25 protein-coding genes and 1 pseudogene are annotated in these 26,323 nt (G+C 70.3%); 16 read left to right on the top strand and 10 right to left on the bottom strand.

Going from position 1 to position 26,323, the window contains the following annotated elements; all coding sequences use genetic code 11:
• From D7Y15_RS30490 to D7Y15_RS30480, 3 genes are all read right to left on the bottom strand, one after another.
• The coding region (locus tag D7Y15_RS30490) for a MaoC family dehydratase (protein WP_121754766.1) at positions 1-481 on the bottom strand (481 nt) is incomplete at its 3' end.
• Positions 481-930, bottom strand: coding sequence for a MaoC family dehydratase N-terminal domain-containing protein (locus tag D7Y15_RS30485; protein ID WP_014397671.1), 450 nt, complete (start codon positions 928-930; stop codon positions 481-483). The genes D7Y15_RS30485 and D7Y15_RS30490, both read right to left, overlap by 1 nt.
• Before the next feature lie 20 nt (positions 931-950).
• Positions 951-1,952 carry a dihydrodipicolinate reductase gene (locus D7Y15_RS30480; RefSeq protein ID WP_120580222.1) on the bottom strand — a complete coding sequence of 334 codons (1,002 nt, stop codon included), beginning with the start codon at positions 1,950-1,952 and terminating at the stop codon, positions 951-953.
• A 246-nt stretch (positions 1,953-2,198) separates the two neighbouring features.
• Here D7Y15_RS30480 and D7Y15_RS30475 point away from each other — a divergent pair, with 246 nt between their 5' ends.
• Positions 2,199-3,320, top strand: coding sequence for an HD domain-containing phosphohydrolase (locus tag D7Y15_RS30475; RefSeq protein WP_120580223.1), 1,122 nt, complete (start codon positions 2,199-2,201; stop codon positions 3,318-3,320).
• Between the two features lie 17 nt (positions 3,321-3,337).
• Here D7Y15_RS30475 and D7Y15_RS30470 read toward each other — a convergent pair whose 3' ends face one another.
• The gene (locus D7Y15_RS30470) at positions 3,338-5,392 is read right to left on the bottom strand and encodes a peptidylprolyl isomerase (protein WP_368667409.1); all 2,055 of its coding nucleotides are present in this window, start codon (positions 5,390-5,392) and stop codon (positions 3,338-3,340) included.
• Positions 5,393-5,836: 444 nt separating this feature from the next.
• Between D7Y15_RS30470 and D7Y15_RS30465 the strand changes: the two genes are divergently transcribed.
• The 4 genes from D7Y15_RS30465 to D7Y15_RS30450 all read left to right on the top strand — a co-directional run bounded on the left by D7Y15_RS30465 (position 5,837) and on the right by D7Y15_RS30450 (position 11,782).
• On the top strand, positions 5,837-6,505 hold the full coding sequence (locus tag D7Y15_RS30465; protein WP_120580225.1) for a hypothetical protein: 669 nt from the start codon (positions 5,837-5,839) through the stop codon (positions 6,503-6,505).
• A gap of 56 nt (positions 6,506-6,561) precedes the next feature.
• A complete protein-coding gene (locus D7Y15_RS30460) occupies positions 6,562-7,497 on the top strand; it encodes a MoxR family ATPase (protein ID WP_120580226.1) in 936 nt (311 codons plus the stop codon).
• A complete protein-coding gene (locus D7Y15_RS30455) occupies positions 7,494-8,819 on the top strand; it encodes a DUF58 domain-containing protein (protein ID WP_121754764.1) in 1,326 nt (441 codons plus the stop codon). The genes D7Y15_RS30460 and D7Y15_RS30455 overlap by 4 nt, the downstream gene beginning before the upstream one ends.
• A 242-nt stretch (positions 8,820-9,061) precedes the next feature.
• Positions 9,062-11,782: an SNF2-related protein gene (locus tag D7Y15_RS30450; RefSeq protein WP_233597378.1), complete on the top strand. Its 2,721-nt coding sequence runs from the start codon at positions 9,062-9,064 to the stop codon at positions 11,780-11,782.
• A gap of 6 nt (positions 11,783-11,788) precedes the next feature.
• Here the strand turns inward: D7Y15_RS30450 and D7Y15_RS30445 are convergent, their stop codons facing one another.
• From D7Y15_RS30445 to D7Y15_RS30435, 3 genes are read right to left on the bottom strand one after another with little or no spacing between them, the layout of a single operon-like run.
• Complete coding sequence (locus D7Y15_RS30445; protein ID WP_120565617.1) at positions 11,789-12,139, bottom strand: Smr/MutS family protein; 351 nt, start codon at positions 12,137-12,139, stop codon at positions 11,789-11,791.
• A complete protein-coding gene (locus D7Y15_RS30440) occupies positions 12,072-12,383 on the bottom strand; it encodes a hypothetical protein (RefSeq protein ID WP_121754763.1) in 312 nt (103 codons plus the stop codon). Before D7Y15_RS30440 ends, D7Y15_RS30445 begins: the two co-directional genes overlap by 68 nt.
• 38 nt (positions 12,384-12,421) lie before the next feature.
• A complete protein-coding gene (locus D7Y15_RS30435) occupies positions 12,422-13,480 on the bottom strand; it encodes a DUF72 domain-containing protein (protein ID WP_121754762.1) in 1,059 nt (352 codons plus the stop codon).
• 287 nt (positions 13,481-13,767) lie between these two features.
• On the opposite strand from D7Y15_RS30435, the gene D7Y15_RS30430 reads away from it, so the two are divergent.
• The 7 genes and pseudogenes from D7Y15_RS30430 to D7Y15_RS30400 all read left to right on the top strand — a co-directional run bounded on the left by D7Y15_RS30430 (position 13,768) and on the right by D7Y15_RS30400 (position 20,285).
• Positions 13,768-14,691, top strand: coding sequence for a PAS and helix-turn-helix domain-containing protein (locus D7Y15_RS30430; RefSeq protein ID WP_121754761.1), 924 nt, complete (start codon positions 13,768-13,770; stop codon positions 14,689-14,691).
• Positions 14,692-14,740: 49 nt separating this feature from the next.
• Positions 14,741-15,157 (top strand): annotated as a pseudogene (locus D7Y15_RS46805) (Hpt domain-containing protein); the annotation flags it as partial.
• 22 nt (positions 15,158-15,179) lie between these two features.
• The gene (locus D7Y15_RS30420; RefSeq protein ID WP_233605139.1) at positions 15,180-16,394 is read left to right on the top strand and encodes a methyl-accepting chemotaxis protein; all 1,215 of its coding nucleotides are present in this window, start codon (positions 15,180-15,182) and stop codon (positions 16,392-16,394) included.
• Between the two features lie 34 nt (positions 16,395-16,428).
• Positions 16,429-17,958, top strand: a complete 1,530-nt coding sequence (locus D7Y15_RS30415; protein WP_121754760.1) for an AarF/ABC1/UbiB kinase family protein — start codon at positions 16,429-16,431, stop codon at positions 17,956-17,958.
• Positions 17,959-17,980: 22 nt separating this feature from the next.
• Positions 17,981-18,316, top strand: coding sequence for an antibiotic biosynthesis monooxygenase (locus tag D7Y15_RS30410; protein WP_121754759.1), 336 nt, complete (start codon positions 17,981-17,983; stop codon positions 18,314-18,316).
• An 11-nt stretch (positions 18,317-18,327) separates the two neighbouring features.
• Positions 18,328-19,392 (top strand): chemotaxis-specific protein-glutamate methyltransferase CheB, encoded by a 1,065-nt coding sequence (gene cheB / locus D7Y15_RS30405; protein WP_121754758.1) that lies wholly within the window; start codon positions 18,328-18,330, stop codon positions 19,390-19,392.
• A 2-nt stretch (positions 19,393-19,394) separates the two neighbouring features.
• Positions 19,395-20,285 (top strand): protein-glutamate O-methyltransferase CheR, encoded by an 891-nt coding sequence (locus D7Y15_RS30400; protein ID WP_120580282.1) that lies wholly within the window; start codon positions 19,395-19,397, stop codon positions 20,283-20,285.
• Here D7Y15_RS30400 and D7Y15_RS30395 read toward each other — a convergent pair.
• A complete protein-coding gene (locus tag D7Y15_RS30395; protein ID WP_121754757.1) occupies positions 20,275-21,195 on the bottom strand; it encodes a diacylglycerol kinase family protein in 921 nt (306 codons plus the stop codon). The genes D7Y15_RS30400 and D7Y15_RS30395 overlap by 11 nt on opposite strands.
• 157 nt (positions 21,196-21,352) lie before the next feature.
• Between D7Y15_RS30395 and D7Y15_RS45370 the strand changes: the two genes are divergently transcribed.
• The 3 genes from D7Y15_RS45370 to D7Y15_RS30380 are packed head-to-tail and all read left to right on the top strand — an operon-like array spanning position 21,353 to position 23,384.
• Positions 21,353-22,030, top strand: a complete 678-nt coding sequence (locus D7Y15_RS45370) for a Fic family protein (protein ID WP_199746000.1) — start codon at positions 21,353-21,355, stop codon at positions 22,028-22,030.
• The gene (locus D7Y15_RS30385) at positions 22,027-22,692 is read left to right on the top strand and encodes a hypothetical protein (RefSeq protein WP_121754756.1); all 666 of its coding nucleotides are present in this window, start codon (positions 22,027-22,029) and stop codon (positions 22,690-22,692) included. The genes D7Y15_RS45370 and D7Y15_RS30385 overlap by 4 nt, the downstream gene beginning before the upstream one ends.
• Positions 22,689-23,384, top strand: coding sequence for a hypothetical protein (locus D7Y15_RS30380; RefSeq protein WP_121754755.1), 696 nt, complete (start codon positions 22,689-22,691; stop codon positions 23,382-23,384). Before D7Y15_RS30385 ends, D7Y15_RS30380 begins: the two co-directional genes overlap by 4 nt.
• A 16-nt stretch (positions 23,385-23,400) precedes the next feature.
• Here D7Y15_RS30380 and D7Y15_RS30375 read toward each other — a convergent pair whose 3' ends face one another.
• Both D7Y15_RS30375 and D7Y15_RS30370 read right to left on the bottom strand, forming a co-directional pair.
• Complete coding sequence (locus tag D7Y15_RS30375; protein ID WP_158629140.1) at positions 23,401-24,012, bottom strand: Hsp20/alpha crystallin family protein; 612 nt, start codon at positions 24,010-24,012, stop codon at positions 23,401-23,403.
• A gap of 211 nt (positions 24,013-24,223) precedes the next feature.
• Positions 24,224-25,111, bottom strand: coding sequence for a PhzF family phenazine biosynthesis protein (locus D7Y15_RS30370; RefSeq protein WP_121754753.1), 888 nt, complete (start codon positions 25,109-25,111; stop codon positions 24,224-24,226).
• Between the two features lie 143 nt (positions 25,112-25,254).
• Between D7Y15_RS30370 and D7Y15_RS30365 the strand changes: the two genes are divergently transcribed.
• A complete protein-coding gene (locus tag D7Y15_RS30365; protein ID WP_120580276.1) occupies positions 25,255-26,031 on the top strand; it encodes a YdiY family protein in 777 nt (258 codons plus the stop codon).
• Positions 26,032-26,323: the final 292 nt, after the last annotated feature.

The raw sequence follows: 26,323 nt of genomic DNA, 5'->3' as shown, positions 1-26,323 counted from the left end.
CTTCCACCACGATGGGGGACTGGCCGGAGCGCTGCCGGTTCTCGTCCTCCAGGGAGTAGAAGAGCTGGATCTGCGAGCCGCCCTTCATGACGAGCTCGCCCTTCTGGTTCTCCGCCCAGAGGTCGATTTCGACGAAGTACCGGCCGCCGGAGCCGTGGCGGTCGCTCACGCGGCCCTTGCAGACCACGGTGTCGCCCGGCCACACCATCTTGATGAAGCGGACGTTGTAGCGCCGCAGCTGGCCGCCGCGGGCCCAGTCGCTGATGAGCTGGCCCAACATGCCCATGACGAGCATGCCGGGGGCGTAGACGGACGGCATGCCAACGCTCTTGGCGTAGAGCTCGTCCACGTGCACGGGGTTGTAGTCGCCGGAGGCGCCCGCGTAGCGCGACAGCTGGACGCGGTCCACCGGGGCCTTGGCCAACGCCGGCAGCTCGTCACCGACGCGGATGGATTCGAAGTAGAGCTTGCGCGCGGGCATCAGGCGTTCTCCTTGGCGGCACGCACCACGAGGGTCCGGCGGGCGCGGAAGACGAGGTTGCCCTCTTCGTCCCGGCCTTCGTCCTCGATGACCGCGATGTCCATCTTGCCGGACATGCCCGGCCGCTCGAAGACGTCCGACACGCGGGTGGACACGTAGATGCGGTCCCCCGCGAAGATGGGCCGCTCGTAGTCAAAGCCCTGTTCGGCGTGCAGCAGGCTCTTGATGCCCACCCCCAACAGCTCCCGGAGGTCCGCGGCGGAATGGAACGACGCGGGGAACGTGGGCGGCGCGACGATGGTGGGGTAGCCCGAGGCCCGGGCGTACTCCTCATCGTAGTAGATGGGATTGTAGTCGCCGATTGCCTCGGCGAAGCGCCGGATGGCGCCCTTCTCCACCTCGTTGAGCGTCGGCGGCGAGGCGCGGCCAATCGCGTTCTTGTCCAGCATTTCCCTCTCCTGATGAACCTTCAGCGACCTGACGGAAGCTCGAGCACCGTCAGGAGCCCGGCCTCCGCGGCCGTCAAACGTGGCGCGGCATTCACCAGCGCGTTCGCGGTGGCCCGGTCGCCCGCCACTCCCCCCGGTATCTCAAGCACCAGCCTGGGGTCCGCGTCGATCTCGATGCGATCCCGTGGGTTGTCCGCCCCTACCGCGATGGTCAGCTCCAGGCGGACCCGCTCCTGCCCCTCCTCCAAACCCACCACGGACTGGAACATGCCCGCGACGCGGCCTTTCTTCACGACAAATGCGCCGCCGGTGATGTCCTCCTCGGCGAACACGGGCGCGACCTCCTCCTCGAAGTCGTCACAGTCCAGCCCCAGCCCCACCGCCGCCAGCGCCGCGGACTCCACCAGCCCCACGTGGCCCAGCTCCTCGCGGTCCACCAGGTCGAAGAACTCCTCCTCCGTCAGGCCCGCGCCCACCTTGCGCTGCAGGGCCTCACGGCGCGTGCGCGCGTCCACCACGCGGCTGGCCAGCACCTTGCGCACGGGGCCGCACACCTGACCGGCGGTGGCCACCAGGCGGTCCAGGACGAAGCCCGGGTTCACGCCCGTGCCCACGATGGCGACGCCCGCCTTCTCCGCGGCGCGCTCCAGCTTCTCCGCCAGCTCCGGGTACTTGAGGTGCGGGAACGCCAGCTCCTCGCAGGTGCTGGCCACCGGCAGGCCCAGCTTCAGCGCGTCCAGCAGCTGGTCCATCACCTGGGAGAGCCGCGAGCTGGTGGCGTGCAGCACCACCACGCCCTTGCGGCGCCCCACGGCGCGCTCCAGCGAGTCCGCGACCTTGAAGCGCGGCCCGGCCAGCCCCAGCACGTCGCCCAGGGGACGACCCACCAGGGAGGGCTGCGAGTCCACCGCGCCCATCAACTCCACTTCGGTGGACGACAGGGCTGCCCTGGCAATCTCCTGCCCGATAAACCCCAGCCCCATCACCACCACCGGCACCGGCCCATCAGGGGCTCTAGCCATCGGAGATTGCTCCCGAATTCCAAGGGGTTACAGCCATTTACGTTGGGTAGGCGGCCACCATAGAACACGGCTCGACGGGCAGGCAAGCAGGACGTGGAATCCAGCGACCACCTGTTTCAGGGAAACCTCAAGAATTCCGGTAGTTTGGCGGTACTGGAAAGCTTGGGGGGGCCTGTCTGGCCGTCTGTGGACCGGATATAAGAGTCTGAGAAAAACGCAGCCCACTCGCTCGGAGCGTATCAGCCCATGGCCCGAATCCTCGTGGTGGACGACGACGTGCTCATCCTCGCCGCGCTGTCCCGGATCCTCCAGGCGGAGGGTTACGAGGTCGTGACACACAGCGACCCGGTGGTGGCGGCGCGGGAGCAGGGATTCGACGTCGTCCTCACGGACTTCATGATGCCGTACCTCAACGGCATCGAGCTGTTGTCAGCGCTCCGGGAGAAGAACCCTCGCGCGGTGCGGCTGATGCTGACGGCGGCGGCGGACTTCAAGACGGCGTCGGAGGCGGTGAACCGGGGCGAGGTCTTCCGGCTCCTGGGCAAGCCGTGGTCGCTGAGCGACCTGACCAGCAGCATCCGGCAGGCCTTCGAGCACCACCGGCTGGTGGCCACCAACGAGCGGCTGACACGCGAGGTCGCGGAGAAGAACGCGGAGCTCCTGGCCATCAACGAGGGACTGGAGCGCCGGGTCATCGAGCGCACCACGGGGCTTCTGGACGGGCTCATCAGCGCGCTGGACTACCGCGACACGGAGACGCAGTGGCACTCGCGGCGCGTGTCGCTGTACGCGCGGCGGCTGGCGCAGGAGATCGGCCTCACCGGACCGGCGCTGGACGTGGTGGAGCAGGGCGCGCTCCTGCACGACATCGGGAAGATTGGCGTGCGGGACTCCATCCTGCTCAAGCCCGGGCCGCTCACGCCGGAGGAATGGGTGGAGATGAAGCTGCACCCGGAGTTCGGCTACCGGATGCTGGCGAAGATGCCCTACCTGCACGAGGCGGCGCTCATCGTCCTGCAGCACCAGGAGCGCTGGGACGGCAAGGGCTACCCGCTGGGGCTCAAGGGCGAGGAGATCGTCATCGGGGCGCGCATCTTCTGCCTCGTGGACACGCTGGACGCCATCACCTCCGACCGGCCCTATCGCAAGGGGCGCCCCATGAGCGTGGCGCGCGACGAGGTCCGCCGCTGCGCGGGCACGCAGTTCGACCCGATGCTCGCGGAGGCGTTCCTCGGCCTGCCGGAGACGGAGTGGGCCCGCATCCGCCGTGAGGTGGAGACGATGGAGGAAGCGGAGAGCCACCGCTGGACGGGCGCGAACCTCAACGCCCAGGGCGAGCCGGTGCCCGCGCGCGCCGCCGGGGCCTGACGCGCGAGGGGCCTGCTTCAGGGGGCGCGGGTGCCGACGAGGACATCGTCGATGATCGTGCCCTCCAGCAGCGCGTCCACCACGTCCATGCCTTGAATCACTTCACCAAAGGCCGTGTAGCGGCCGTCCAGGTGCGGCTGCGGTGAGTGGGTGAAGAAGAACTGGCTGCCGCCAGTGTCCTTGCCCGACAGCGCCATCCCCACGGTGCCTCGCGCATACGGGCGGCGCGTCATCTCGCAGCGGATGGAATAGCCAGGCCCACCCTCCCCGTCTCCGCGCGGGTCTCCGCCCTGCGCGACGAAGTCCGGCACCACGCGGTGGAAGGTGATGCCCCGGAAGTAGCCCTGCTTCGCGAGCGCCATCAGGTTGCCGCCCGTAAGCGGCGCATCCGGATCCAACAGGACGGTGATGTCGCCCTTGCGCGTGCGCAGCGTGAGCGTCGTGCCCGGGGGCGCGGCCGGCGGACGGTACGTCTCCGGAGGCAGCTCCACGCGGGGAGAGCGGACCGGCGCTCCCGTGAGCGTGGTGAGGGACTCGGCCGCGATCCGGCGCACGTTGGCGTGTGGATGGGTCAGCCATTCGCGCAGGCGGGGTTCCGCCGCGAGGCCCTTCAACACGACGAGCGCGCCGGCCACCGCCTCCGCCAGGTCCGGCTCCTTGGGGACGCGGTCGGCCAGGGCCTCCAGCGCGGGCAGGGCTTCGGTGTCCTTCAGCTTGCCGGCGGCGGACGCGGCCAGTCCCGCCACCACCGCGTCCCCTCCTCCGATGAGCGCGCGAATGGGCGCCAGCGCTTCGGGCACGGGGCGTTCAGCGAGTGCGGCCAGCGCGGCGCCGCGCACGATGGGGCTCACGTGGTCCAGGTAGGGCACCGCGAACGCAGCGCCGGTGGGCTGCCCCTTGAACTGCGCCACCTCGTGCAGTCCCAGCGCGAGCCATCGGGCTTCGGGGACGCGGCCGTAGCCGCACTGGAGGACCTGCTCCAGAGTGCCCAGCTGTCGGTCCATCGCCGCCGCGAACCGGCAGTCCAGCCAGGCGAGGTCCGTGTGGGCTTCGTCGGACACGGCGGTGCGGTCTGCTTCCGCCAGCGCACTCCTCATGCGCGACAACACCGGCCGGCCCTGGAGCGGAAGTCCCTGCTGCGCCACCGCCAGCAACACGTGGCCTTTCGCCGCCTTCCCCTCCGCCACCTGCTTCGCCAGGTGCGACTGGCCTTCCAGTGCGCTCAGCGGGGCACAGGGTGAGCCGGCCTCGCACTTCGCGGCGAGCTTCGCCAGCGCACGCGCCACCTCCGCCGACGCGCGGGACGTGGCTTCGCCCAACATCAGGTTCAGCGCCAGCGCGTCCCGCGGGCTGCCCAGGTCGCCCAGGCTCTTCACGCACGGGGCCATCACATCCGGTATCGAATTGGCCACGCAGGAGCGGAGCGCATCCACGCCGTCCAGCCGCTTCGACGCAGCCAGAAGGTACGCCCCGGCGACGTTCACTTCGCTCCGCAAGCGGGGATCCAGCAGCGCGCGGATCGTCTCCAGGGGGACGTTCGCCACGGCCGCGGGTCCGGCCTTGCGCGCAGCCACGCCCAACGCCGTCGCCGCCGCCTCGGACCAGGGGCCATTGGCCGGAGACAGCCGGGCCGTCAGCACCTCCACGGCGCCAGGCGTGGCCAGCTTGCCCAGGGACTCCAGCAGCGTGTCGTGCACCCGGGCGTAGGCTTCCGAGGCCTCGGCGCGCACCAGCGCTTCCGTGAGCGCCGTCCGTGCGGCCTCCGGAAGCGGCTCCCACGACTGCGCCAGCTCACCCGCCGCGAAGGCGGCCTCGTCGCGCACGGCAGTGCGCCGCGCCGTCAGCCCGGCGAGGACGGCCTCCAGCGTCTCCACGTCCTGGATCCGCGCCAGGGCCCGGAGGGCGCGCACGCGCACGGCCCAATCCGGCGCGGAGGTGGCGAACCGCACCAGGTCCCCGCCTCCCAGGGAGCGGCGGTCCTCCCAGTCCTGGATCCGCGCGATGGCCTTCGAGGGCTCGACCGGGGGCGGAGGCACGTCGGGCGTCGGCACCGAGCGGACACAGGCGCTCACGAGGAGGAAACCGGCGGACACTGCGGCGGGCAGGCGGGCCATGCTCGAACGGGCTAGGTCAATTCCCCGCGAAAATCCAGGGGTTATGGCGCTGAACGGGTTTGACAGCCGCGCGCTGGGGCCGGGAAGATATCGGGCCGTTTCCCCCCTCCCGGAGCACCGGCCCTGAACTGCCCAGGCTGTAATCGCAAGGTCGCGGAAGACACCGCCATCTGCCCCCACTGCGACCACATCATCGACGAGTCCTTCCTCGGGGGAGCCGGGGATGAGGGGGACTCTGGCGGCGATGACGAGAGCACCGGAGTCCGGCCGCCGCCGCGCTCGCGGCCTCCTCCGGCCCGCGCCGCTCCAGAGCCTCGCGCACGCCCCGCTCCGGCCCGCGCCAGGACGGGCGCCCGCCCCGCCGCGCCGCCGCCGAGCGACGACGCCACCAACGTGCGGAGCATGGACGACATCGCCCGGGAGAAGGCCCAACGTGCCGCTCCTCCCGCCCGGGGCGGTGGCGCCGCCAAGGCCGCTCCCGCCCGTGCGTCGGCCCGCCGCGCCCCGGCGCCCGCTCCCGTCGAGGAGGATGAGGACGACGCCGGCGACGCGGTGGCGGATCCCTGGTCCCGTGAGGCCCGTGAGCTGGAGTCCTCTCGCTCGCCCATCGATGATCCGGAGGTGCTGCTGGACGACGCGCGCTCGTTCCTGGGCGAGCTGCAAGGCGGCGACCGCATCGCGTTCTGGGGCGCGGCGCTGGTGGTGCTCTCCTGCTTCATTCCGTGGAAGGAGACGGCGGAGGGCGGCGACTTCCTGGGCCTCATCAGCCTGGGGTTCATCTCCTTCATCTTCGCCGTCGCGACCATGGTCTTCGTGGGCCTGCGGGCGCGGGAGGTGATGACCTGGGTGAACCCCATGCTGCCGTGGGGCGCGCAGATGGTCTGCAGCGTGGTGACCCTCGTCTGGTCGCTGGTGTTCCTGAAGCTCTCCTCGGACACCACCCTCGTGCCGTCGCCCATGGGCAACGCGGAGATGATGAACTCGTCGCCGAGCATCGGCTGTTTCCTGGGCATCCTCGGCGGCGTCATCGCGGTGCTGGGCACCCTGATGGGCCTGAAGCGCCAGGAGTAGGCCCGAGGATTTCGCTGCCGCGCCGGACATGAGGCGGGCTACCGTCGCCCGCCACCATGTCCGACGCCACGCCCCTCTCCCGCCTCCTCGACGCGCTGGGCTCGGCCGTCGTGGGCCAGCCCCGCGTGCTGGCCGACCTGGTGACGGCCTTCCTCGCGCGCGGCCACGTGCTGCTGGAGGGCGTGCCCGGGGTCGCCAAGACGCTCACCGCGCGCAGCATGGCGGGGGCGCTGGGCCTGTCCTTCTCCCGCGTGCAGTTCACCCCGGACCTGATGCCCGCGGACATCCTGGGCACCAACGTCTTCCAGCCGCAGGAGCAGACCTTCCGCCTGATGAAGGGCCCCGTCTTCACGGAGGTCCTGGTCGCGGATGAAATCAACCGCACGCCGCCCAAGACGCAGGCGGCGCTCCTCGAAGCCATGGAGGAGCGGCAGGTCACCATCGACGGCGTCACCCACGCGCTGCCGCCGCACTTCTTCGTCGTCGCCACGCAGAACCCGCTGGAGCTGGAGGGCACCTATCCCCTCCCCGAGGCGCAGCTGGACCGCTTCCTCATGCGCGTGCGCGTGGGCTATCCGGATGGCGACGCCGAAACCTCGCTCCTGCGCGCCTTCCACCAGCGCGAGGGCCGGCCACCCGCCGTGTCCCGCGTGCTGGACGCTGCAACGCTGATGGAGCTGCAGGACCGCGCCGCGCGCGTCGCGTGTGACGACTCCATCCTCCAGTACGTGGTGCAGCTCGTGCGCGACACCCGTGCACACCCCCGCGTACGACTGGGCGCGAGCCCCCGCGCCGCGCAGGCCCTGCTCGCGGCGTCCAAGGCGCACGCGGCGCTCCGGGGCACCGACTTCGTCACGCCTGATGACGTGAAGTCCGTCACGCCCAGCGTCCTCAACCACCGCCTCCTGCTCAAGGCCGAGGCGGAGGTGGAGGGCGTCACCGCGGACGACGTGCTGAGGCAGATGCTCGAACGGGTGCGAGTGCCCCGGTGAGCCTCGGGCGCCCCGTCCCCAGCGGCCTCGCCGTGGCGCTGTTCGCCGGAGCGCTGGTGCCCGCCGCGCTCGCGGTGGCGAGCCCCGCCTTCGGATGGCTGGCACTCGCGGTGGACGTGGCCGTCCTGCTCCTGTGCGCGGTGGACTTCCTGCGCGCGCCGCATGCCCGTGACGTCGACGCACGCCGCGAGGTGGAGCCCATCCTCTCCTCCGGCGTGGACAACACCGTGCGCTGGGAGCTGCGTTCGCGAACGGACAGGCCCGTGCGCGGTGAGCTGCGCGACGAGCCGCCCCTGGACGTGGAGAGCCACGGCCACCGTCAGCCCTTCACGCTGGAGCCGGGAGACACCACGCGGCTGACGTACCGCGTGCACCCTCCCTCCCGGGGCGATGCGCGCTTCGGCGACGTGAACCTGCGCCTGATGGGGCCCCTGGGTCTGTGCTCGCGGCAGGTGCGGCTGCCCGCGGGTCAGGACGTGAAGGTGTATCCGGACCTGCGCGCCCTCTCTCGCGAAGCACTGACGCTGGCGCGCGCGTCGGAGGCCGTGTCCGCGCGCACGCTCCATCGCAAGTCCGTGGAGGGCCGCGAGTTCGAATCGCTGCGCGAGTACCGCCCCGGCGACGACTACCGGCACATCGACTGGAAGTCCTCCGCGCGCCACGGCCACACGCTGGTGCGCACGTGGCAGCCGGAGCGCAACCAGCCGGTGCTGCTGCTGCTGGACTGCGGCCGTCACATGGCGGGCCGGGTGCAGGGGCGCCGGAAGCTGGATCACGCGGTGGACGCGGCGCTGCGGCTGGCGCGCGTGAGCCTGGACGCAGGGGACGTCGTGGGCGTGCTCGCGTTCGCCAGCGACGTGCGCACCTTCCTGCCTCCGCGCAAGGGCGCGGAGCACCTGCGCCTCATCACCGAGTCCCTCTACCGCGCGGAGGCCGGCCTGGAGGAGAGCGACTACGGCCGCGCGTTCGACTTCGCCTTCGCCCGCCAGACGCGCCGCGCGCTGGTGGTGCTCTTCACCGACCTGGTGGATCCGGACGCGTCCTCCGCGCTCCTCACGCGCACGCTGGCCCTGCGCCCCCGGCACCTGCCCGTCGTCGCGTCGCTGCTGGACGAGGACCTGGAGGCCGCCGCCACCGACGTGCCCGGCGACGCGACGTCCGCCTACGCGCGGCAGGCCGCCTCCCGCATGGAGTCCGAGTACCGCCGCACCGCCACCACGCTGCGTGACGCGGGAGCGCTGGTGGTGCGCGCACCGGCACGCGGATTCGGCGCCGCTGCACTCAACGTGTACCTGGACGTGAAGGCGCGCGGGCGGCTCTGAGCGCTCACGACGCATTCGTCAAGCCCTTTGAGACATTCCGACGCTCGCGCGCGCATGTGTCGTTCCGCCGAACACCATGCTTGCCAATCGCGCGGAGGCCGAGTTTTCGGCCTCGGGGAGGACCCCCTTTACAGATGGCGATCGCTGCCCACAATGGCGCGCCTCAACTGTTCGCGCGCACGCGCGCACGCTCCAAACCGGACGGGAGGCGGGACTTGGCGGAGGTCGCGAGGGGTTTGAAGCTGGAAGTGGAAGCAGACGCCGCGGCCATCGCGGCCCGTGCCGCGGAGGAGCTGGTGGAGGCGGGGCTGACGCCCTTCCACGAGCGGCTCCTCGCCGAGGAGTTGCTCGCGCGCAGCGGAGACACGCAGCAGCGGCTGGCGAACGCGCTGGCCGAAGCGAAGGTGGACCTCAACCCGCATCAGGTCGAAGCGGCGATGTTCGCGCTGGACGCGCTGTCGCGCGGCGGCTGCATGCTCGCGGACGAGGTGGGCCTGGGGAAGACCATCGAGGCGGGCCTCGTCATCGCCCAGCTCATGGCGGAGGGAAAGAACCGCATCCTCATCCTCGCCCCCGCCGTGCTGCGCGCGCAGTGGAACGCTGAATTGCGCGAGAAGTTCGACCTGGACAGCGTCCTCGTCGACGGCCGCGACGTGAAGAAGCACAACAACTGCTTCGATCAGCCCTTCCCCGTCATCTGCTCGCACCCGTTCGCGGCGAACCGCTCCGCGCTCGTGTCGGAGATTCCGTGGGACCTGATCATCATCGACGAGGCCCACCGGCTCCGGAACGCGCACCGGCCCAACAACAAGACGGGCCAGGCGCTGCGCGCGTCGCTCGCGGGCCGCCCCAAGCTGCTGCTCACCGCCACCCCGCTCCAGAACGACCTGATGGAGCTGTTCGGCCTGATGTCGCTCTTGGACGAGCAGATCCTGGGCCCCGAGCACGCCTTCCGCAGCCGCTACCGCGCCGACGAGGGCGGCGGCATGACGGAGGCCGCCGCGTGCGAGCTCAAGGAGCGGCTGGCCCCGGTGGTGCAACGCACGCTGCGCCGTCAGGTGCGCGAGTACGTGCGCTACACCAACCGCCGCAGCATCGTGGAGGACTTCCTCCCCTCCCCCGAGGAGCACGACCTCTACGAGAAGGTCAGTGAGTACCTGCAGCGCTCGGAGGCCGCGGCCATCGAGCCGGGCAAGAAGACGCTCCTGACGCTGTGCTACCGCAAGCTGCTGGCCTCCTCCACGTTCGCCATCGCGCCCACGCTGCGGCGGCTGTCTGAGAACCTGGAGAAGCGCCTGTCGGCCGCGCGGCTGGGACAGCAAGCCCTGTCGCTCTTCGAGCCGGAAGAGGCCAAGCAGTTCGTGGAGGAAGGCGAGGAGTGGTCCGACGACCCCGCCAAGGCGCCCCAGGTCCGCACGCTGGAGCAGGAGGTCTGGGAGCTGCGTCAGTACGCGGACCTCGCGGACTCCATCCGCATCAACGCCAAGGGTGAGGCGCTCAAGCGCGCCCTGGACCGCACCTTCGCGGTGATGCGCACGCACTCCTGGCCGGAGAAGGCGCTCATCTTCACGGAGTCCAAGCGCACGCAGCAGTACCTCTTCAGGCTGCTGTCGGAGCACGGCTACAAGGACAAGATTTCGCTCCTGTCCGGCGACGCCGGCGGCACGCCCGAGGAGCGCCGGGCGCTGGTGGAGGAGTTCCGCCACAAGACGCAGATCCTCATCTGCACGGAGGCCGGTGCCGAAGGCCTCAACCTCCAGTTCTGCAACCTGGTGGTGAACTACGATTTGCCGTGGAACCCGCAGCGCGTGGAGCAGCGCATCGGCCGGTGCCACCGCTACGGCCAGCAGCGCGACGTGCTGGTGGTGAACTTCCTCAACCGGCAGAACGCGGCGGACGCGCGCCTGTTCGAGCTGCTGGAGAAGAAGCTCAACCTCTTCGACGGCGTGTTCGGCGCGTCCGACGAAATCCTGGGCGCGCTGGAGAGCGGCGTCGACTTCGAGCGCCGCGTGCTGGACATCTACCAGTCCTGCCGCGACCCGAAGGACATCAACGTCGCCTTCGACAAGCTGCGCGAGGAGCTGGAGGGCACCATCAACCAGCGCATGACGTCGATGCGCTCGGTGGTGCTGGAGCGCTTCGACGGCGACGTGCGCCGCCGGCTGCGCGTGGCGGGAGACGCGGCCAAGGAGGTCGTGGCCAAGCGCCAGCAGGAGGCGAAGGCGCTCACCGGCTCCGTGCTGGGCAGCCGCACCTCCGGACGGCTCCAGGTGGCCAAGGCCGCCTACGCGGTGCGCGACCGCACCCAGGACACCGTCAGCTACCTGCAGCTGGACGCCGCGGGGCTCCCCTCACGGCTGGCGCGGCTGGCCGGCGGCGAGGGCTGGTGGTTCGTCTACAAGTTCGAGACGACGGGCCTCAAGCCGGAGGAGAAGCTGGTCCACCTGGTGCTGGTGAAGGACCGGGACGGCGGCTTCCGCGCCCTGCCGCTGACGGACGGTGTCCACTTCACGAAGCTCGACGCCAAGGAAGAGAAGCGCCGGCAGCCCGCGCCGGTGTCGGTCCAGCTCATGCAAGAGCAGTCGCTCATGACCGCCAAGGATGAGCTGATTCGGGCAGCGGAGCGGCGCAACGCGTTGGAGCTGGACAAGGCCAAGGAGCGCGCGGACCGCTACGTCGAGGACTGCCTGATGGAGTCCCGCGAGGTGGTGGAGTCCGCCCGTCAGGCGTGGTTCGACGCGCGCAAGGAAGTCTCCGGCATCGAGGACGTCGCGGAGCGCGCGAAGGCCCGGGCGCACTCGGACCGGCAGGAGCGCGACTACCGCCGCAAGCTGGCGTCGCTGCGCAACGAGGAGGAGAAGCGCTACGCCTCCAAGGACCGGCAGATGGCGGAGCTGGCCAACAAGGCGCGCGTGACGGAGAAGCGCACCCTCATCGCCTCCGCGTACTTCTGGCTGTCCTGAGCCCCGTCACAGGGGCTTGAGCCGCACCCACGTCGCGCCCCAACCTCCGTCCGCTTCGGAGGCTGTCTGGAAGCCTTCCACTTCCGGCAACGTGGGCAGCAGGGACTGCACGGTGCGCCTCAGCGCGCCCGTGCCCTTGCCGTGGATGATGCGCACGTCGAGCACGCCCTTCTGGCGGCAGGCCCAGAGGTACTCGGTGACGAGTTCCTTCACCTCGCGAGGCTGGAAGAGATGCAGGTCGAGGTTTCCATCGACCGGAATTTCTACTGCTCCCAGCTCGCCTCCCAGCTCATCTGGCGTGGGCGGAGGCTCCGGACCCTCCGGCGGCAGGGGCGGGAGTGGCTTTCGGCGTGACACCGTAGCGTGCCTCCTCCTGGCGCTGCTTCTCCTCGGCCGCCAGGCGCTGACGCTCGCGCGCCAGCCGGAACTCTTCCTTGAGGCTGGTGATTTCCCCCTTGAGCGAGGAGATGTCCTCCTTCACCGCTCGCGGGTGGCTTTCGCCAGCCGGGTCCTGATGGTTGCCCGCACGCTTGCCCTCCGAGCCGGCTCCACCGGAGGCGGTCATCTGCATCAACAGCGCGGCCAGGGTCATCACCATCATGAGCATTCACGTAAGCAAGCGCCGTGCTCGCGCGCAAGTCATGTTGCGTGAACGGCGCCTCTCTGGCCGCCCTCCTCCTTGTGTGACACGACGCGTTCCGCGAGCCGGACGGCGGACAGCGGGGCGCTCCCTTCCGCCTTGTTGTTGATGGTCACGAAGACGGGACGGTCGCGTCGCACCGCCGCCATGCACACACGGGCCAGCACGTCGCGGGTGCCCACGTCCTCGTCCACCAGCCGGTTGAACGGCGCGTAGCGGGCGTAGGCCTCCTCGTAGCCGAGGTTCGGCGGAAGCATCCATCGCACCACCACGGCGCGGGCCTCGAACGCGCGCGTGAGCTTCGCCTGCCGCGCGACGGGCGGCATGTGGGCCCACACCGCGAGCACCGGGCTCACGCCCGTGTCCGCGAGCGCCTGCGCGAAGCCCTCCGTGAGCAGCTCCTCGTTGCGCACCTCCACCGCGTACAGCGGCCCCCGGGGCAGCGCGGAGAAGAACGCGTGCAGCCGCTCCACGAAGCGGCCCGCGCCACCCAGCGCCGCGGGATCCTGCGGTGGGAACTGGAAGACGAGCGGTCCGGCCTTGTCGCCCAGCCCTTCCAGGAACGGCGCCACCACGTGGTCCACGGCGTAGGCCGCCTGGAGGAAGCGGTCGTTCACCTGCCCCCGGTGCGCGCCATAGCGCTCGTGCACGGGGAAGCGCGCCAACGTGCAGGCCTCGTGGGCCTTCACCAGGAAGCGGAAGCCGTCCGGCACCTGCTGCGCGTACTCAGCGAAGGTCGTGGCCGGCACCGGCGCGTAGAACGTCCGGTCGATGCCGACCGTGCGCAGCACCGGGTGGTGCGCGTAGGCAGCCAGGCCCTCACGCGCCAGCTGGGTCGTGCTGGCCTCATGATCGTAGACGAGCCCGTTCCAACCCGGGAAGGTCCATGACGACGTGCCCAGGTAGACACCGCGCGGGAGCTGCTCGCCCAACATGCGCAGGCTGTCGGACGGCTCGGCGGGTCCCACCGGCTGGGTCCTGCGCCGCGACGACGCGGGTGGCTCCTCCACCGCGCCGGTGAAGAGGTCGAACTGCGCGGGTCGTCGCGGTGCGCTCATGCGTTCAGCTCCTCTCCCACGGTGGGGACGGCGGGGAAGCCCTGGGAGTAATCCCCGAGCCCAGGTGATGCAGCAGGTTGCCCCGATTCACGGAGACGTTCCAGGTTTCCGGCACGCTCCCCAGGCGGACGACCACACACGGACAGTCCCCCCCTCAATCACCACGGTATGTGATTGGACCTTTGTCCAAATGCAAACGCAGTCACCTCGCGGCAAGCTATTCAAACCAAGGAATTCAGCACTACCCATGTAAAACTTGGACTGGATTGCAACGGCCGGGGGGCCTCATGGACTGGTCGTTGACCGCATCGCTGCTCGCGGAGCGGGACACGCGGCCCATCGTCGTGATGGACCGGCGTGGCCGCATCGAGCTGGCGAACGGCGCGTTCACGTCGCTCCTGGGCCGGCCCCGCGAGGAGTTGTTGGGGCGCCGCTGGACGGATGTCTGCACGCCACGCGAGCACGGACGCGAGGTGGGACAGGCGCTGCGGGCCATCTTCACCAGCGCCGAGACGCGGCTGGAGACAGAGGTGCTCACGCGCGACGGCGAGCGGCTGTCGGTGGAGCTGGACGTGGCCGCCGTGGGCCGCCCTCCCCTGCGGCTGGTGGCCATCATCACGCGCTCCGCCCCGCCCCTCTCCATCCCCGAGCGCACCGCCTTCCCGGAGCCGGCCCGGGAACACGGAGCACGTCGGGATTTGAGCTACGAAATCTCCACCGAGCTGTCGTCGTTCGGGACGCTCAAGGCGGTGTGGACGTCCGGAGAGGCGCGGCAGGAGGAGATGGTGGGCCGGCCGTGCTTCGGCGCCTTCGCCCACCGCGACGCGCCCTGCCTGGACTGTCCGCTGACGATGGCCGCGCCTACCTCCTGGCCGCACACCATCGTGCGGCAGGCTTCCGAGCATGCGGAGGGCTACGAGGTCGTCACCGCCACGCCCACGGGCGCTGGCACCGCGCGTGTCAGCGTTCACACCATCGGTGATGAAACACTCAGCGGCCTCTTCGAGGCGAAGGTGCGGCGCATGGCCAGCGCCGCGCGGCTGTCCGAGCGGGAAGGCGATGTGTTGCGATATCTCGCGCTCGGCCGCTCGCCGACCGACATCTCGACCGTGTTAGGGATTACCGAGCGCACTGTGAAATTCCACCAGGCCAACCTTCTCCGGAAGCTGGGCGCGGAGACGCGATACGACCTGCTCCGCCTGTTCTTCTGATCAGGGCGCCTTCCCTCTGGGACAGCTTTCAGGCCGTTGACTTTGGAGGATGCTGGGACTTCGACTCCGGAGTCTTGTGGGTCGGGGGGGCCGTTGCCTATGGGCAGCGCCAGTCAAATCCGTCTCATCAAACACATACAGTCTGTGTGGACTTCCGTCCGGAAGCGTCCTGTCCGTGGGTGACACTCCGGGCTGGGACGACGTGATGCGGGAGTTCCTCCTCGAGTCCCGCGAGCACGTGCAGAGCATCGAGGCGACGGTGCTGGAGCTGGAGGCACGGCCGGGCTCGCAGCCGTTGCTGGCGCAGCTGTTCCGGGCCCTGCACACCGTGAAGGGCACCTGCGGCTTCCTGGGCTTCAGCCGCCTGGAAGCGTTGATGCACGCAGCCGAGGAGATGCTCGGCCTGGCGCGCGACCGGCGCCTGGTGCTGGACCGCGAGCGCGTGTCCACGCTGCTGGCGGCGGCGGACGCGGCGCGCGGACACGGAGTTGGCGCGCCTGAGGGCCATGCTGGAGAACGCGCCCACCTGCGTGATGGTGGCCGACCTGGACCTGAAGATCGTCTACCTGAACCCCGCCTCGCGCCGGCTGTTGCAGCGCGTGGAGAAGCACCTGCCCATCGCCGCGGACCGGGTGCTGGGTTCCCACATCGACGTCTTCCACAAGGACGTGGCGTACCAGCGGAAGATCCTGGCCAACGACAAGAACCTGCCGGTGCGCGCGAACATCCCCATTGGGCCGGAGACCGCGGACCTGCTGGTGACGGCGGTGTACGACGGCCAGGGCCGCTACCTGGGCCCCATGGTGACGTGGGAGCTGATCACGGAGAAGCTCGCCGTGCAGCAGCGTGAGAAGGATCTGGACAGCACCCTGCGCGGCATCTTCCAGGAGGTGACGCAGCACTCGCAGACGCTCGCCGCGTCGTCGCAGGAGCTGTCCAGCGTCAGCCAGCAGATGGTGAGCAACGCGCAGGAGACCGCGGCGCAGGCCACCCAGGTGTCCGCCGGCGCCGAACAGGTCAGCCGCAACGTGCAGAGCGTCGCGTCCGGCATGGAGGAGGTCAACGCGAACATCCGCGAGGTGGCGCGCAACGCGAGCGCCGCCGCCAAGGTGGCGTCCTCCGCGGTGAAGCTCGCGGACTCCACGTCCAGCGTCGTCGGCAAGCTGGGCACGAGCAGCCAGGAGATCGGCAAGGTCATCAAGGTCATTACCTCCATCGCGCAGCAGACGAACCTGCTGGCGCTCAACGCGACCATCGAGGCGGCCCGCGCCGGTGAGGCGGGCCGGGGCTTCGCGGTGGTGGCCAACGAGGTGAAGGAGCTGGCGCGCGAGACCGCCCGCGCCACGGAGGACATCGGTCAGAAGATCGGCAGCATCCAGGGCGACACCGAGGAGGTGGTCAACGCCATCCTGGAGATTGGCGCCACCATCGGCCGCATCAACGAGCTGCAGACGTCCATCGCCTCCTCCGTGGAGGAGCAGACGGCCACCGCGGGGGAGATCCTCCGCAACGTGGGCGAGGCCGCCAAGGGCAGCCAGCAGATCTCCGAGAACATGGCCGCCGTGGCGGAGGCCGCGCGCAGCACCACCGAGGGCGCGGGCAGCACGCAGCGCTCGGCGGTGGAGCTGGCCCACATGGCGCAGTCGCTGCAACGGCTGGTCGTGCAGGTGGACACCTCCGACAAGCAGACGCGGACGAAGTAGCGCGGGCGGCGGAAGGCACAGGGAGCGACGGCACGTGCGAACCGGATTGAAGCGGTGGTGGGAGCTGGGCCAGGTGGCCCGTGCCTCCACGCGTCTGCGGCGGGGGTCCCGGCCCCAGGACGCGGAGCGCGCACGGCACGAGCTGGCCCAGCGCCTGTTGGGGCTGCGCGGGCTGCCACAGAAGGTGGGCCAGGTGCTCACGCTCGCGGAGCTGGGCGCGGACACGCCGGGGTTCGGTTCGCTCGCGGAGGCGCCCTCCCCGCTCGACCCGGAGGCCGCGCTGGCGGAGGTGTCCCGCCGGTTGGGCCGTCCGTGGCGGGAGGTTTTCAAGTCGCTGGAGGGCGAGGGCATCGCCGCGTCGCTGGGCCAGGTGCACCGGGGCGTGCTGCATGACGGGCGCACAGTGGCCGTGAAGCTGCGGCACCCGGGCATCGCGGAGGCCGTGCGGGATGACTTGCGCGCGCTGGGGTGGCTTGCCGCTCCGTTGGGAGGCTGGCGCGGGAAGCTGGACCTGCCCGCCTACCGCCACGAGCTGGCCCGCATGCTCCAGGGCGAGCTGGACTATCGCCACGAGGCCCAGGCCCTGCGGGACGCGGGCACTCGCATGGCGGAGGTGCCGGGCGTCGTCATCCCCGTGCCGGTGGATGAACTCACGCGGGAAGACCTGCTGGTGATGACGTGGGTGGAGGGCGAGTCGCTCGCGGAGGGCTGGCGCTGGAGCGAAGCGGACCGCCGCGCGCTGTCCACGACGCTGGTCCGGCTGTTCCTCCACGGCTGCTTCACGTGGGGCGCGCTCCACGCGGATCCGCACCCGGGCAACTACCGCGTGTCGCGGGGACCGGACGGCAAGCCCGTGCTGGGAGTGCTCGACTTCGGCTGCGTGAAGACACTGCCGCCGGAGCTGCCCGTGGGGCTGGGGCGGTTGATCACGCTCCTGAACTGTCCGAGCACGCCGCCGCGCCCGGAGCAGCTCCTGTCCGCGTGGGTGATGCTGGGCTTCGCGCCGGAGCTGCTGGAGCCCATGGCGGAAGCGCTGCCCGCCGTCAGCCGAGTGCTGCTGGAGCCCTTCCTCCTGGACCAACCCTTCCACGCGCGAAGCTGGCGCCTGGGCGAGCGGCTCACCGAGGCGCTGGGGCCGCACCGCTGGAACTTCCGCGCGGCGGGGCCCGCGTCGCTCCTGTTCGTCCTGCGCGCGTTCCACGGGCTGGTGCGACACCTGGACGTGCTGGATGCGCCCATCGCATGGGGACCCCTCCTGGATGAGGCCCGCGCCCCGTCACTGCCGCCTCCGCCATCGCCGTCGGCGGCTCCCGTGGAGGGCACCGCGCGCTACCTGAAGGTCCAGGTGACGGAAGGAGGGCGCACGCGCGTCGCGCTCACCTTCCGCGCGGACGTGACGGCGCACCTGGAGGAGCTGCTGCCGGAGGACCTGCCTCGCAAGCTGGCGGCGCGTGGCGTGGATCCGGCGGCCATTGGTATCGCGGCGGTCGCGGCGGGTCTGCGGCCGTCGGAGTTGTTCCACCTGGATGAGGGCCGCCGGCGTGTCCGGGTCTGGCTCGAATGAAACACGGACAAGGAGGTGACGGATGGTCACCATCGGCATGAACTACGAAGTGCGTGAGGGCAAGGCGGAAGCCTTCGAGCGGAAGTTCGCGCTGGTGCTGGAGGCGATGCGCACGCTGCCGACGCACGCTCACACGGAGCTGTTCAAGAGCGTGGGAGCGCCGGGGCGCTACCTCATCGTCTCCGAGTGGCACAGCCGCGAGGGCTTCGACGCCTTCGTCGCGTCCGAGGCCTTCCACCGCGTGACGGACTGGGGCGCCAGCGCCATCCTCGCGAGCCGTCCGCGCCACGAGGTGTATGGCGAAAGTGCCTCCAGCGCCCCCGTGGGCCGCTGCCCGGTCGCGCACGCGGCGCGGTGAAGCGGGTGCGAATGAACGCCATCCGGGTCCTCGTGGTCGACGACGCGGCCGTGGTGCGGCGTCAGGTGTCGCTGCTGCTGGGCGCGGCGCCGGGCCTGGAGGTCGTCGCCACCGCGCCCAATGGCCGCATCGCCCTGGCGAAGGTGGAGCAGTTCCAGCCGGACGTCGTGCTGTTGGACCTGGAGATGCCGGAGCTGGACGGGCTGGAGACGCTGAAGCTCCTGCGTCAGCGCGCCCCGGAGCTGCCCGTGGTGATGTTCAGCGCGCTCACCGAACGCGCGGGCGTGTTGACCCTGGAGGCGCTCGCGCTGGGGGCCCGCGACTACGTGACGAAGCCCACGTCCGCGGGCGGGATGAACATCACCGTGGAGGCCGTGCGGGACGAACTGGTGCGCAAGCTCAAGGCGCTGAACGTACGCACGCCGTCCGCCACGCCCTCGCCCCCACTGGTGACGCGCGAGCCGCAGTCCAGGCCGCGAGTGCCCGCGCGGGTGGAGGCCATCGTCGTCGGCGCGTCCACGGGAGGCCCGGGCGCGCTGGTGCGCCTGGTGTCCGCGCTGCCCGCGGACCTGCCGGTGCCGGTGTTCATCGTGCAGCACATGCCGCCCCTCTTCACCCGGCTGCTCGCGGAGCGGTTGCAGGGCGTGACGCCGCTCACCGTGCGCGAGGCGGTGACGGGAGCATCCGTGAATGCGGGCGAGGTGTGGGTCGCTCCCGGCGACTTCCACCTGGCCGTGTGCCGGGATGCGACGGGCGTGCGGCTGCTCACGCACCAGGGGCCGGCGGAGAACGCGTGCCGTCCGGCGGTGGACCTGCTCTTCCGCTCCGCGGCGGAGGTGTACGGCACGGGGGTGCTGGCGGTGGTGCTCACCGGCATGGGCCAGGACGGGCTGCGCGGCTGCCGGAGGGTGAACGAGGCAGGCGGTCAGGTGGTGGTGCAGGACCAGGCCAGCTGCGTCGTCGGCAGCATGCCGGGTGCGGTGGAACAAGCGGGGCTCGCGGATGCCGTGGTGCCCCTGGAGGCGCTGTCCCTGGAGCTGGCGCGGCGCGTGGATCCGCGCGGACGGAGGACCTGAACATGTCCCTGCTTCCCGACGACTTCGCGTACCTGCGGCAGCGCGTGCTGCGCCGCTCCGGGCTCGTGCTGGAGTCCGACACGTACGCGCTGGTGGAGACGCGGCTCACGCCCCTCATGCGCGAGGAACGGCTGCCGGACCTCTCCTCCCTGGTGTCGCGGTTGCGCTCGCAGCCAGAGGGCAGTCCGCTGCACCAGCGCCTGGCGGAAGCGCTGGCCAACCACGAGACGGCCTTCTTCCGCGACGCGCCCGTCTTCGAGGCCCTGCGAACCACGGTGCTGCCCACGCTGCTGGCCAGGCGCATCCGCACGCGAACGCTGCGCATCTGGTGCGCGGCGTGCGCCTACGGTCAGGAGCCCTACAGCGTCGCGATGACGCTGACCGAGGCCGGGCTGCTCATCACCGGATGGACGGTGCGCATCCTCGCCACCGACTTCTCCACCCGCGCGATCGTGCGCGCCTGCGAGGCCCGCTACGACGCGAAGGAGATCCACCGGGGCCTGACGCCCGAGCTGCGCCAGCGCTACTTCCACCAGGAGCGCGACGGGTGGCGGCTGAGTGAACAGGTGCGCAAGCCGGTGGAGTTCCGGCCGCTCAACCTGATGGAGGACTTCCCGCTGGAAGCGCCCGTGGATCTCGTCTTCCTGCGCAACGTGATGATCTACTGGGACGCGCCCACCCGGCGCGCGGTGCTCGCCCGCGTGCGGCGGATGCTCCACGCGGACGGCTACCTGGTGCTGGGCGCCGCGGAGGCCTCGCCCCTGGTGGAGGACGGCTTCACGCGGCACCTGATTGGACAGACAAGCTGGTACCGCCCCACGCCCGCCTCGTCTGGCGTCGGCGCGCCCGTGGAGGACGCGCGGCGCTCGCCCCGCTCCGGCGCTACACCTTGAGGCGGATGGCGCCCGGCAACAGCGTCATGGTGCAGGGCAGCCGGCCCGGCGTCTCGCCGTCCACGTCTAGGAACACGTCGCCCGTCAGCGACTCGGCGTGGATGGTGCGGCAGCGCAGCCTCCGCGTGCCCTTCCAGGTGACGTGGTCGCCGTTGTAGACGCCCTTGGACTTGAGGACGAAGTCGGACAGGCCGTAGTTGGACCAGATGGTGACGTCGAAGAGGCCGTCGTGCGTCACCGCGTCGGGCGCCACGAACATGCCGCTGCCGAAGTAGCGGCCGTTGGCCACGGCCACCGCGGTGACGCTCACCGTCTCCGGCTCACCGCCGTCCACCGTGAGGCGCACCTGCTGCTCCTGGTACTTGATGAGGCCCTTCACGGTGCCCCACATGAAGCTCAGGTTGCCGCCCAGCGCCTTGCTGCCCTGGTTCACCTCGCGGGCCACCACCGCGCTCACGCCGAGCGAGGCGATGTTGGCGAAGAAGCGCGTGGCCGGCTTGCCGTCGTTGTCGGTGAACTCCAGCCGCCCCACGTCGAAGGGCTCGGTCGTCTCCGTGCGCAGCCGCTCCAGCGCGGACGTCAGCTCCAGGTCCCACCCGAAGGTGCGGCGGAAGTCGCCGCCCGTGCCTCGGGGCAACAGGCCCAGCGTGGCCCGGGGGTTGATGACCTGTCCGTCGCGGAAGAAGCCGTTGGTGACCTCGTTGAGGGTGCCGTCGCCGCCCACCGCGACGATGCACTCAAAACCGTCATCGATGGCCTGCCGCGCCAGACGCGCCGCATCCATGCCGCCGCTGGTGAAGCCGTACCCGAAGTCACCGAGCACCTTGCCCACCTGCGCGGAGATCTCCACCCATCGCTTCCCCGTCTGCCCGTTGGCGCTGCGCGGGTTGACCACGAGGAACGTCTTCATTCAGTGCCTTCTCCCTGCTGCGAGAACGACCTGTTTACGCAATTGTGAGCCCAGGCTCCACTCCGTGACCCACGGGAGGGCCTTATCGCCCGGGGTGTTTGTCACCCGGCCCCGGCCATGCTGGGCTCTCCGCCCCCCATTTCGTCCCGGATCCCGAGTGAATGCCCCGTCCTCCACCGAGCAGCTCGCGCCCCACCGGGAGGCCACACTCGCCCTGGACTGGGCGCTGCCCACGCTCCGGGCGGACCTGGCGGCGGCGGCGCGACAGCCCTTCCGGGAGACGGGGGCCCAGGAGGACTTCCTGCACCGCCATGACGCACCGGCCCATGAAGCCCAGGGCCCTGCGCGGACGGAGCGCCTCGAACGGGCCCTGGACCGGGTGCGGCGGCTCGCGGACATGGGCGAGCCGCTGACCTTCGCCCGGATGGTGGAGGTCCAGTCGGAGCTCCTGGGCGCGCCCACGGGCTTCCGCACCGGGGACGCCTTCGCGCGGGGAGGCGCGCACCGCTATGCGCAAGCGCCCGGCCTGGAGGCGGCCTTCCGCGCCAAGGTGGAAGCGGACGCGAGGGAAGAGCGTCATCCAGTGGCACATGCCACGCGGTTGTACCTGGACCTGTGTTTCTTCCACCCCTTCCCGGACGGCAACGCCCGCGCGGCGCGGCTGTGGCTGGAATACATGCTGCGCCGGGGCCGGCTGCCCACGCCACCGTTGGCGCCCGTGGTGCTGTGGCCCAAGCGTCCCGGAGACGCGGTGAACTACACACGGCTGGCAAGGCTGCTGGCCCGGACCATCGCGGGGCCGGACGCCCCGTGCCCCAACGAGGTGCCCGAATGAGCAGTGACGCTTCGGCTTTCACGTGGCGCCGCATCCGCGACAGCCTGGATGCCTACGCACCGCAATCGCTGGCGTCCCGGCTGAGGGAGGCCTTGGCCCCCCTTCGGTCCGGAAGCATCCACGCAAGCCGGCTCAAGCAGGCGCAGAACGCCGTGAAGGACCTGCTCCAGGCCGAGCTGGGGCCCTGGTACATCGAGAGCGGCCTGCCCCTGGGCAATGAAGTGCTGGGGGGCTATTGCTGGTGTCACTCGTTCTTCAACCAGAACCCGCCGCATCGGACGATGGACGTGGATGCGAACATCCAGCTCATGCTGGAGGCGCTGGAGCGGATCCGTTCGTTTCCGTACGCGCTGGACGGCGTGTATCAGGCCGCGCGTTGTCAGCTCGAGTTGGCGGCCGACGACAAGGCTCTCCGGGCGAAGGCGCTCGCGGAAGGGCTGGTGCGGACCGTGGACCTGACGGCGGAGACGACGTCCTGCGAGGAGACCTGGTACCAGGTCGCGCAGGACGCCATGTCGTGGTGCATCGAGGCGATGGGACTGCCCTTGTCGGATGCCACCCAGGAGCAGTTGGACACGGCCTTCGTCTTCACGTCCTGGATTGCGCCTCCTCCGGAGGTCCTCCGGGACGCCGCGGCGCGGGTGGCGGAGGTGGCCGTATGAGCCGTTCGGCGCTGGGGCACTGGCTGCTCATCCGCGACAGCCTGGACGGGTATGAGCCGGAGAAGCTCATCCGGCTGCTGCGCGAATACCTGGCGCCGCGAGTGCCCCCGGGGACGCGCAAGCTCACGGACGAGCAGCACGACACGATGGCGAAGCACATCCAGCGGATGCTCAACCAGAACCTGGGGCCCTGGTACACGGAGACGGGTCTGTATCTGGGCAATGAGAGCTTCGGCGGCTACTGCTGGTGCCACCGTTTCTTCAGACAGAAGCCCACCCCGAACATGGGCGTGGAATACAACATCCAGCTCATCATCAACGCGCTGGAGCAGTCGCGCGAATGGCTGTTCAAGCTGGATGCCCACTTCCAGGCGCTGAAGCGGGACCTGCCGTCCGGCCCCGGCGACAATGACATCCGGACGCTGGCGTTGGCGGATGGACTCGTCACCACGATGAACCTCACCATGGACGCCACGGGCTGCGAGGAGTCCTGGTACACGTTCGCGGACGAAGCGCTGTCCTGGATGTTCGACGCCATCGAACTGCGCCCCGGCTATCAGGCCGGGAAGCTGATGCGGAAGCTGTTCGCCTTCGAGTCCTGGCACTCGCCGCCCGAAGCGGAGCTGCGTGACTCGGCGGAGAAGGTGGCGGCGGCCGTCGTGGAAGACGAGGGCCGCCGGCACACGCATTGATCCGCGCGCCCCTCCCTCAGTGGATGGGCTTGCCGCGCGTCATCCGCCGGGCCTGCTCGCGCGAGCCTCCCTTCACCTCGATGCGCTTGCCCTGGGGCAGTTCCTCCGGAAGCCGCAGGGAGACCTCCAGGACGCCGTTCTCGAAGTTCGCCTGGATCGACTCCGTGTCGATGCCTTCCGGGAGCGGGATGACGCGGCGGAACTGACCGGTGCTGCGCTCCAGGCTCCAGATGCCCTCGGCCTCCTCTTCCTCCTCCAGTTCGAAGGAGCGTTCGCCTTCGATGATGAGCAGGTCCTTCAGCACCTCGACGTGGATGTCCTCCCGCCGCATTCCTGGCAGGTCGGCCTTCACGATGAGGCTCCCGTTCCGCTCCAGCACATCCACCTGCGGTGACCAGAGGCCCTCCTCCAGCAGGCCGCTCCGAGCGGTGAGGCCCCGGCCTCCGAAGCCGGAGACGAGCTGGTCCATGTCCTCCATCATCCGGCGCAGCAGCCCGAACGGACTCGCGGGCGCGGCTTCCCTGCCGATGGCCGGTGCCTGCGACTCGCGGCGGATGATGCCAGCGCCCGTCCTCGGGTCCTGTCCCGGCGACGTGGCGCTCGGCACCTCGGCCTGGGCGTTCTTCATGACAGGCGAGGAGGAGGCCCCCCCCTGCGCGCCTGGGTTCCTGTTATCGGTTGCCATGACGTCCTCCCCCGGTGGAGCCGGCTGCCGCCTGGCCGCCGGACCGCACCGGTCACTCAATCGGGGATGGAATCATCCCAACCTCGAACCTGGAGGTGCGCGGCGAAGCCATCAAGGGGCCCGGCACCGCGGTCCGTCATGCGCGTGAGCTTCGCTATGCGAGCAGCGTGGCGTCCATCACGGTGAGGGCCACTCCACCGACGCGGGCGCGTTCGATCTTGCCTGGTCGGCCGGTGACCTGGATGTCGATGCGACCCGGCTTGCCGAGCGTGTCGCCCTGTTCAATGCGACTCGACACCGTGCCGCCGTGCTCCGGCAGGCGAAGGCTCCCGTGCTCGGCGAGGTAAGCCGCGAGCGGTCCCGCGGCGGAGCCCGTCACGGGGTCCTCCAGGATGCCGAAGCCCGGGACGAAGTAGCGCGCCTGGGCAACGCTCCCCTCCTCCTTCGCTTCGCGGGTGAAGAGGTAGACGCCGCGCAAGCCGTGCGGCATCAGCAGCGCGTTCATCGCCGCGCCTCGCGGCGTCAGGGCCTCCAGGTCCGCGAGCCGCCGGAGGGGCACCACCAACCGGTGGCCCTGGCGGATCACCGGCAGTGACGGGTCCACCTGCGACGCGGTCCCGCCCAACGTGGCCATCAGCGCGTCCAGGGCCACGGGGTTGGGCTGCACGGGAGGCGGGGGCGTGGCGATCCACACCCGAGTCCCACGCGTGCCCTGGGGCTCCAGCTCGATGCCGAACGTGCCGCCGGGGCACTCCAGCGTGTACGTCCCCGGGCTTCGCAGGAGTTCCTTCTCCGCGAGCAGGTGGAAGGTGGCCACCGTGGCGTGGCCGCAGAAGGGAATCTCGTCCACGGGCGTGAAGTAGCGCAGGCGCACGGTGGCGTCACCGGGCCGGGACAGCAGGAACGCGGTCTCCGACGCGCTGACGGCCGCGGCGGTCCGCTGCATCGTGGGGACATCCAGCGCCGAGGCGTCGAGCACCACGCCCGCGCGATTTCCCGCACCGGCGGTGCGGGTGAAGGCATCGATGATGTGAACCTGCATGGGCGGACTCCGGACAGGGCAAGGGCCTGGGAAACAGCGCAGGCATGCCCCTCCTGGACCGTTGGCGTCAAGCGCTGGACCGACGCACCGGAGCCCCACAACAGGGTTGAACGAGAGCGCCAGAGCAGGCACAGCAAGGATGCATGAATCTCCTGAAGTCGGGTGGGTGGGTGGTGCTGGTGGTGTTGCTCCACGCGAGCGGCGCGGCGGCACAGATCGTCAACGTGCAGGCGCTCTTCGACGAGAAGGCGGAGCCGGGGCCGGCCGCGGCCATCGAGTTGGGCGGCGACTGGCGCACGGGCAGCACGGAGCTGTTCTCCATTCGGGGCTCCCTGGTGGGCCAGCTGCGCTCCGAGCGTGACGTCTGGCTGGGCGTCATCCGGGGTGAGTATTCGTTCGCCAGCGGCGAGCGCATCGTCAGCCAGGTGCTGGAGCACGTGCGCTACCGGCGCAAGCTCACGGACACGGTGTCGGGCGAGATCTTCGCGCAGCACGAATACAACGAGTTCCGCCGGCTCCAGCTCCGGATCCTGCTGGGCGCGGGACCGCGCTTCATCCTGCTCAACGAGGACCGCCTGGGGCTCACCTTCGGGGTGGCGCTGATGCTGGAGCACGAGCGGCTGCGCAAGGACGGAGAGCCGGACGCGGGAGACCGCTACACGGATCCGCGAGTCTCCAGCTACCTGCTGGGACGGATAAAGCTGATGGAGAACATCAACCTCGTGGAGACGGTCTACATCCAGCCGCGAGTCACCCGTCCCTCCGACCTGCGCGTGCTCAACGAGACGATCTTCGCGGTGACACCCAATCCCCGCGTCACAGTGGGCATCGGGTTCAACCTCACCTACGACAGCGCGCCGCCCGCGACAGTGCCCGCCCTGGACACGCAGCTGCGCACCACGGTGGGTGTGAAGCTTTGAGTGGGTGGCAAGTAGCGCGTTGACGAACCGGGCGCGGAAGCAAGGCTCGGGAGGAAGCATCTTCTCCAGCGTCAACGGCTCATCCACGGTCACCGCGCGCGGCGTGCGCCTGGGGCGCTGCACCACCAGGCCCCGCGCCGCGATCCACCGAAGCGCGTCGCGCGCTGTGTCCCGGAATACGGAATAGAGACGCGCCAGCTTCGCTTCCGATCCGAATCGCGCACGGGCCGTCAGTCCCCCCAGCGAAAGCCCGCGCTCGAACTGCGCCCCCACATCCGCCACGCTCCCCACT

The organism is Corallococcus sp. AB030 (assembly GCF_003668965.1).
Classification (GTDB): domain Bacteria; phylum Myxococcota; class Myxococcia; order Myxococcales; family Myxococcaceae; genus Corallococcus; species Corallococcus exiguus.
The sequence above is the reverse complement of the archived record's forward strand: the minus strand, read 5'-3'. Positions and strand labels throughout refer to the sequence as shown.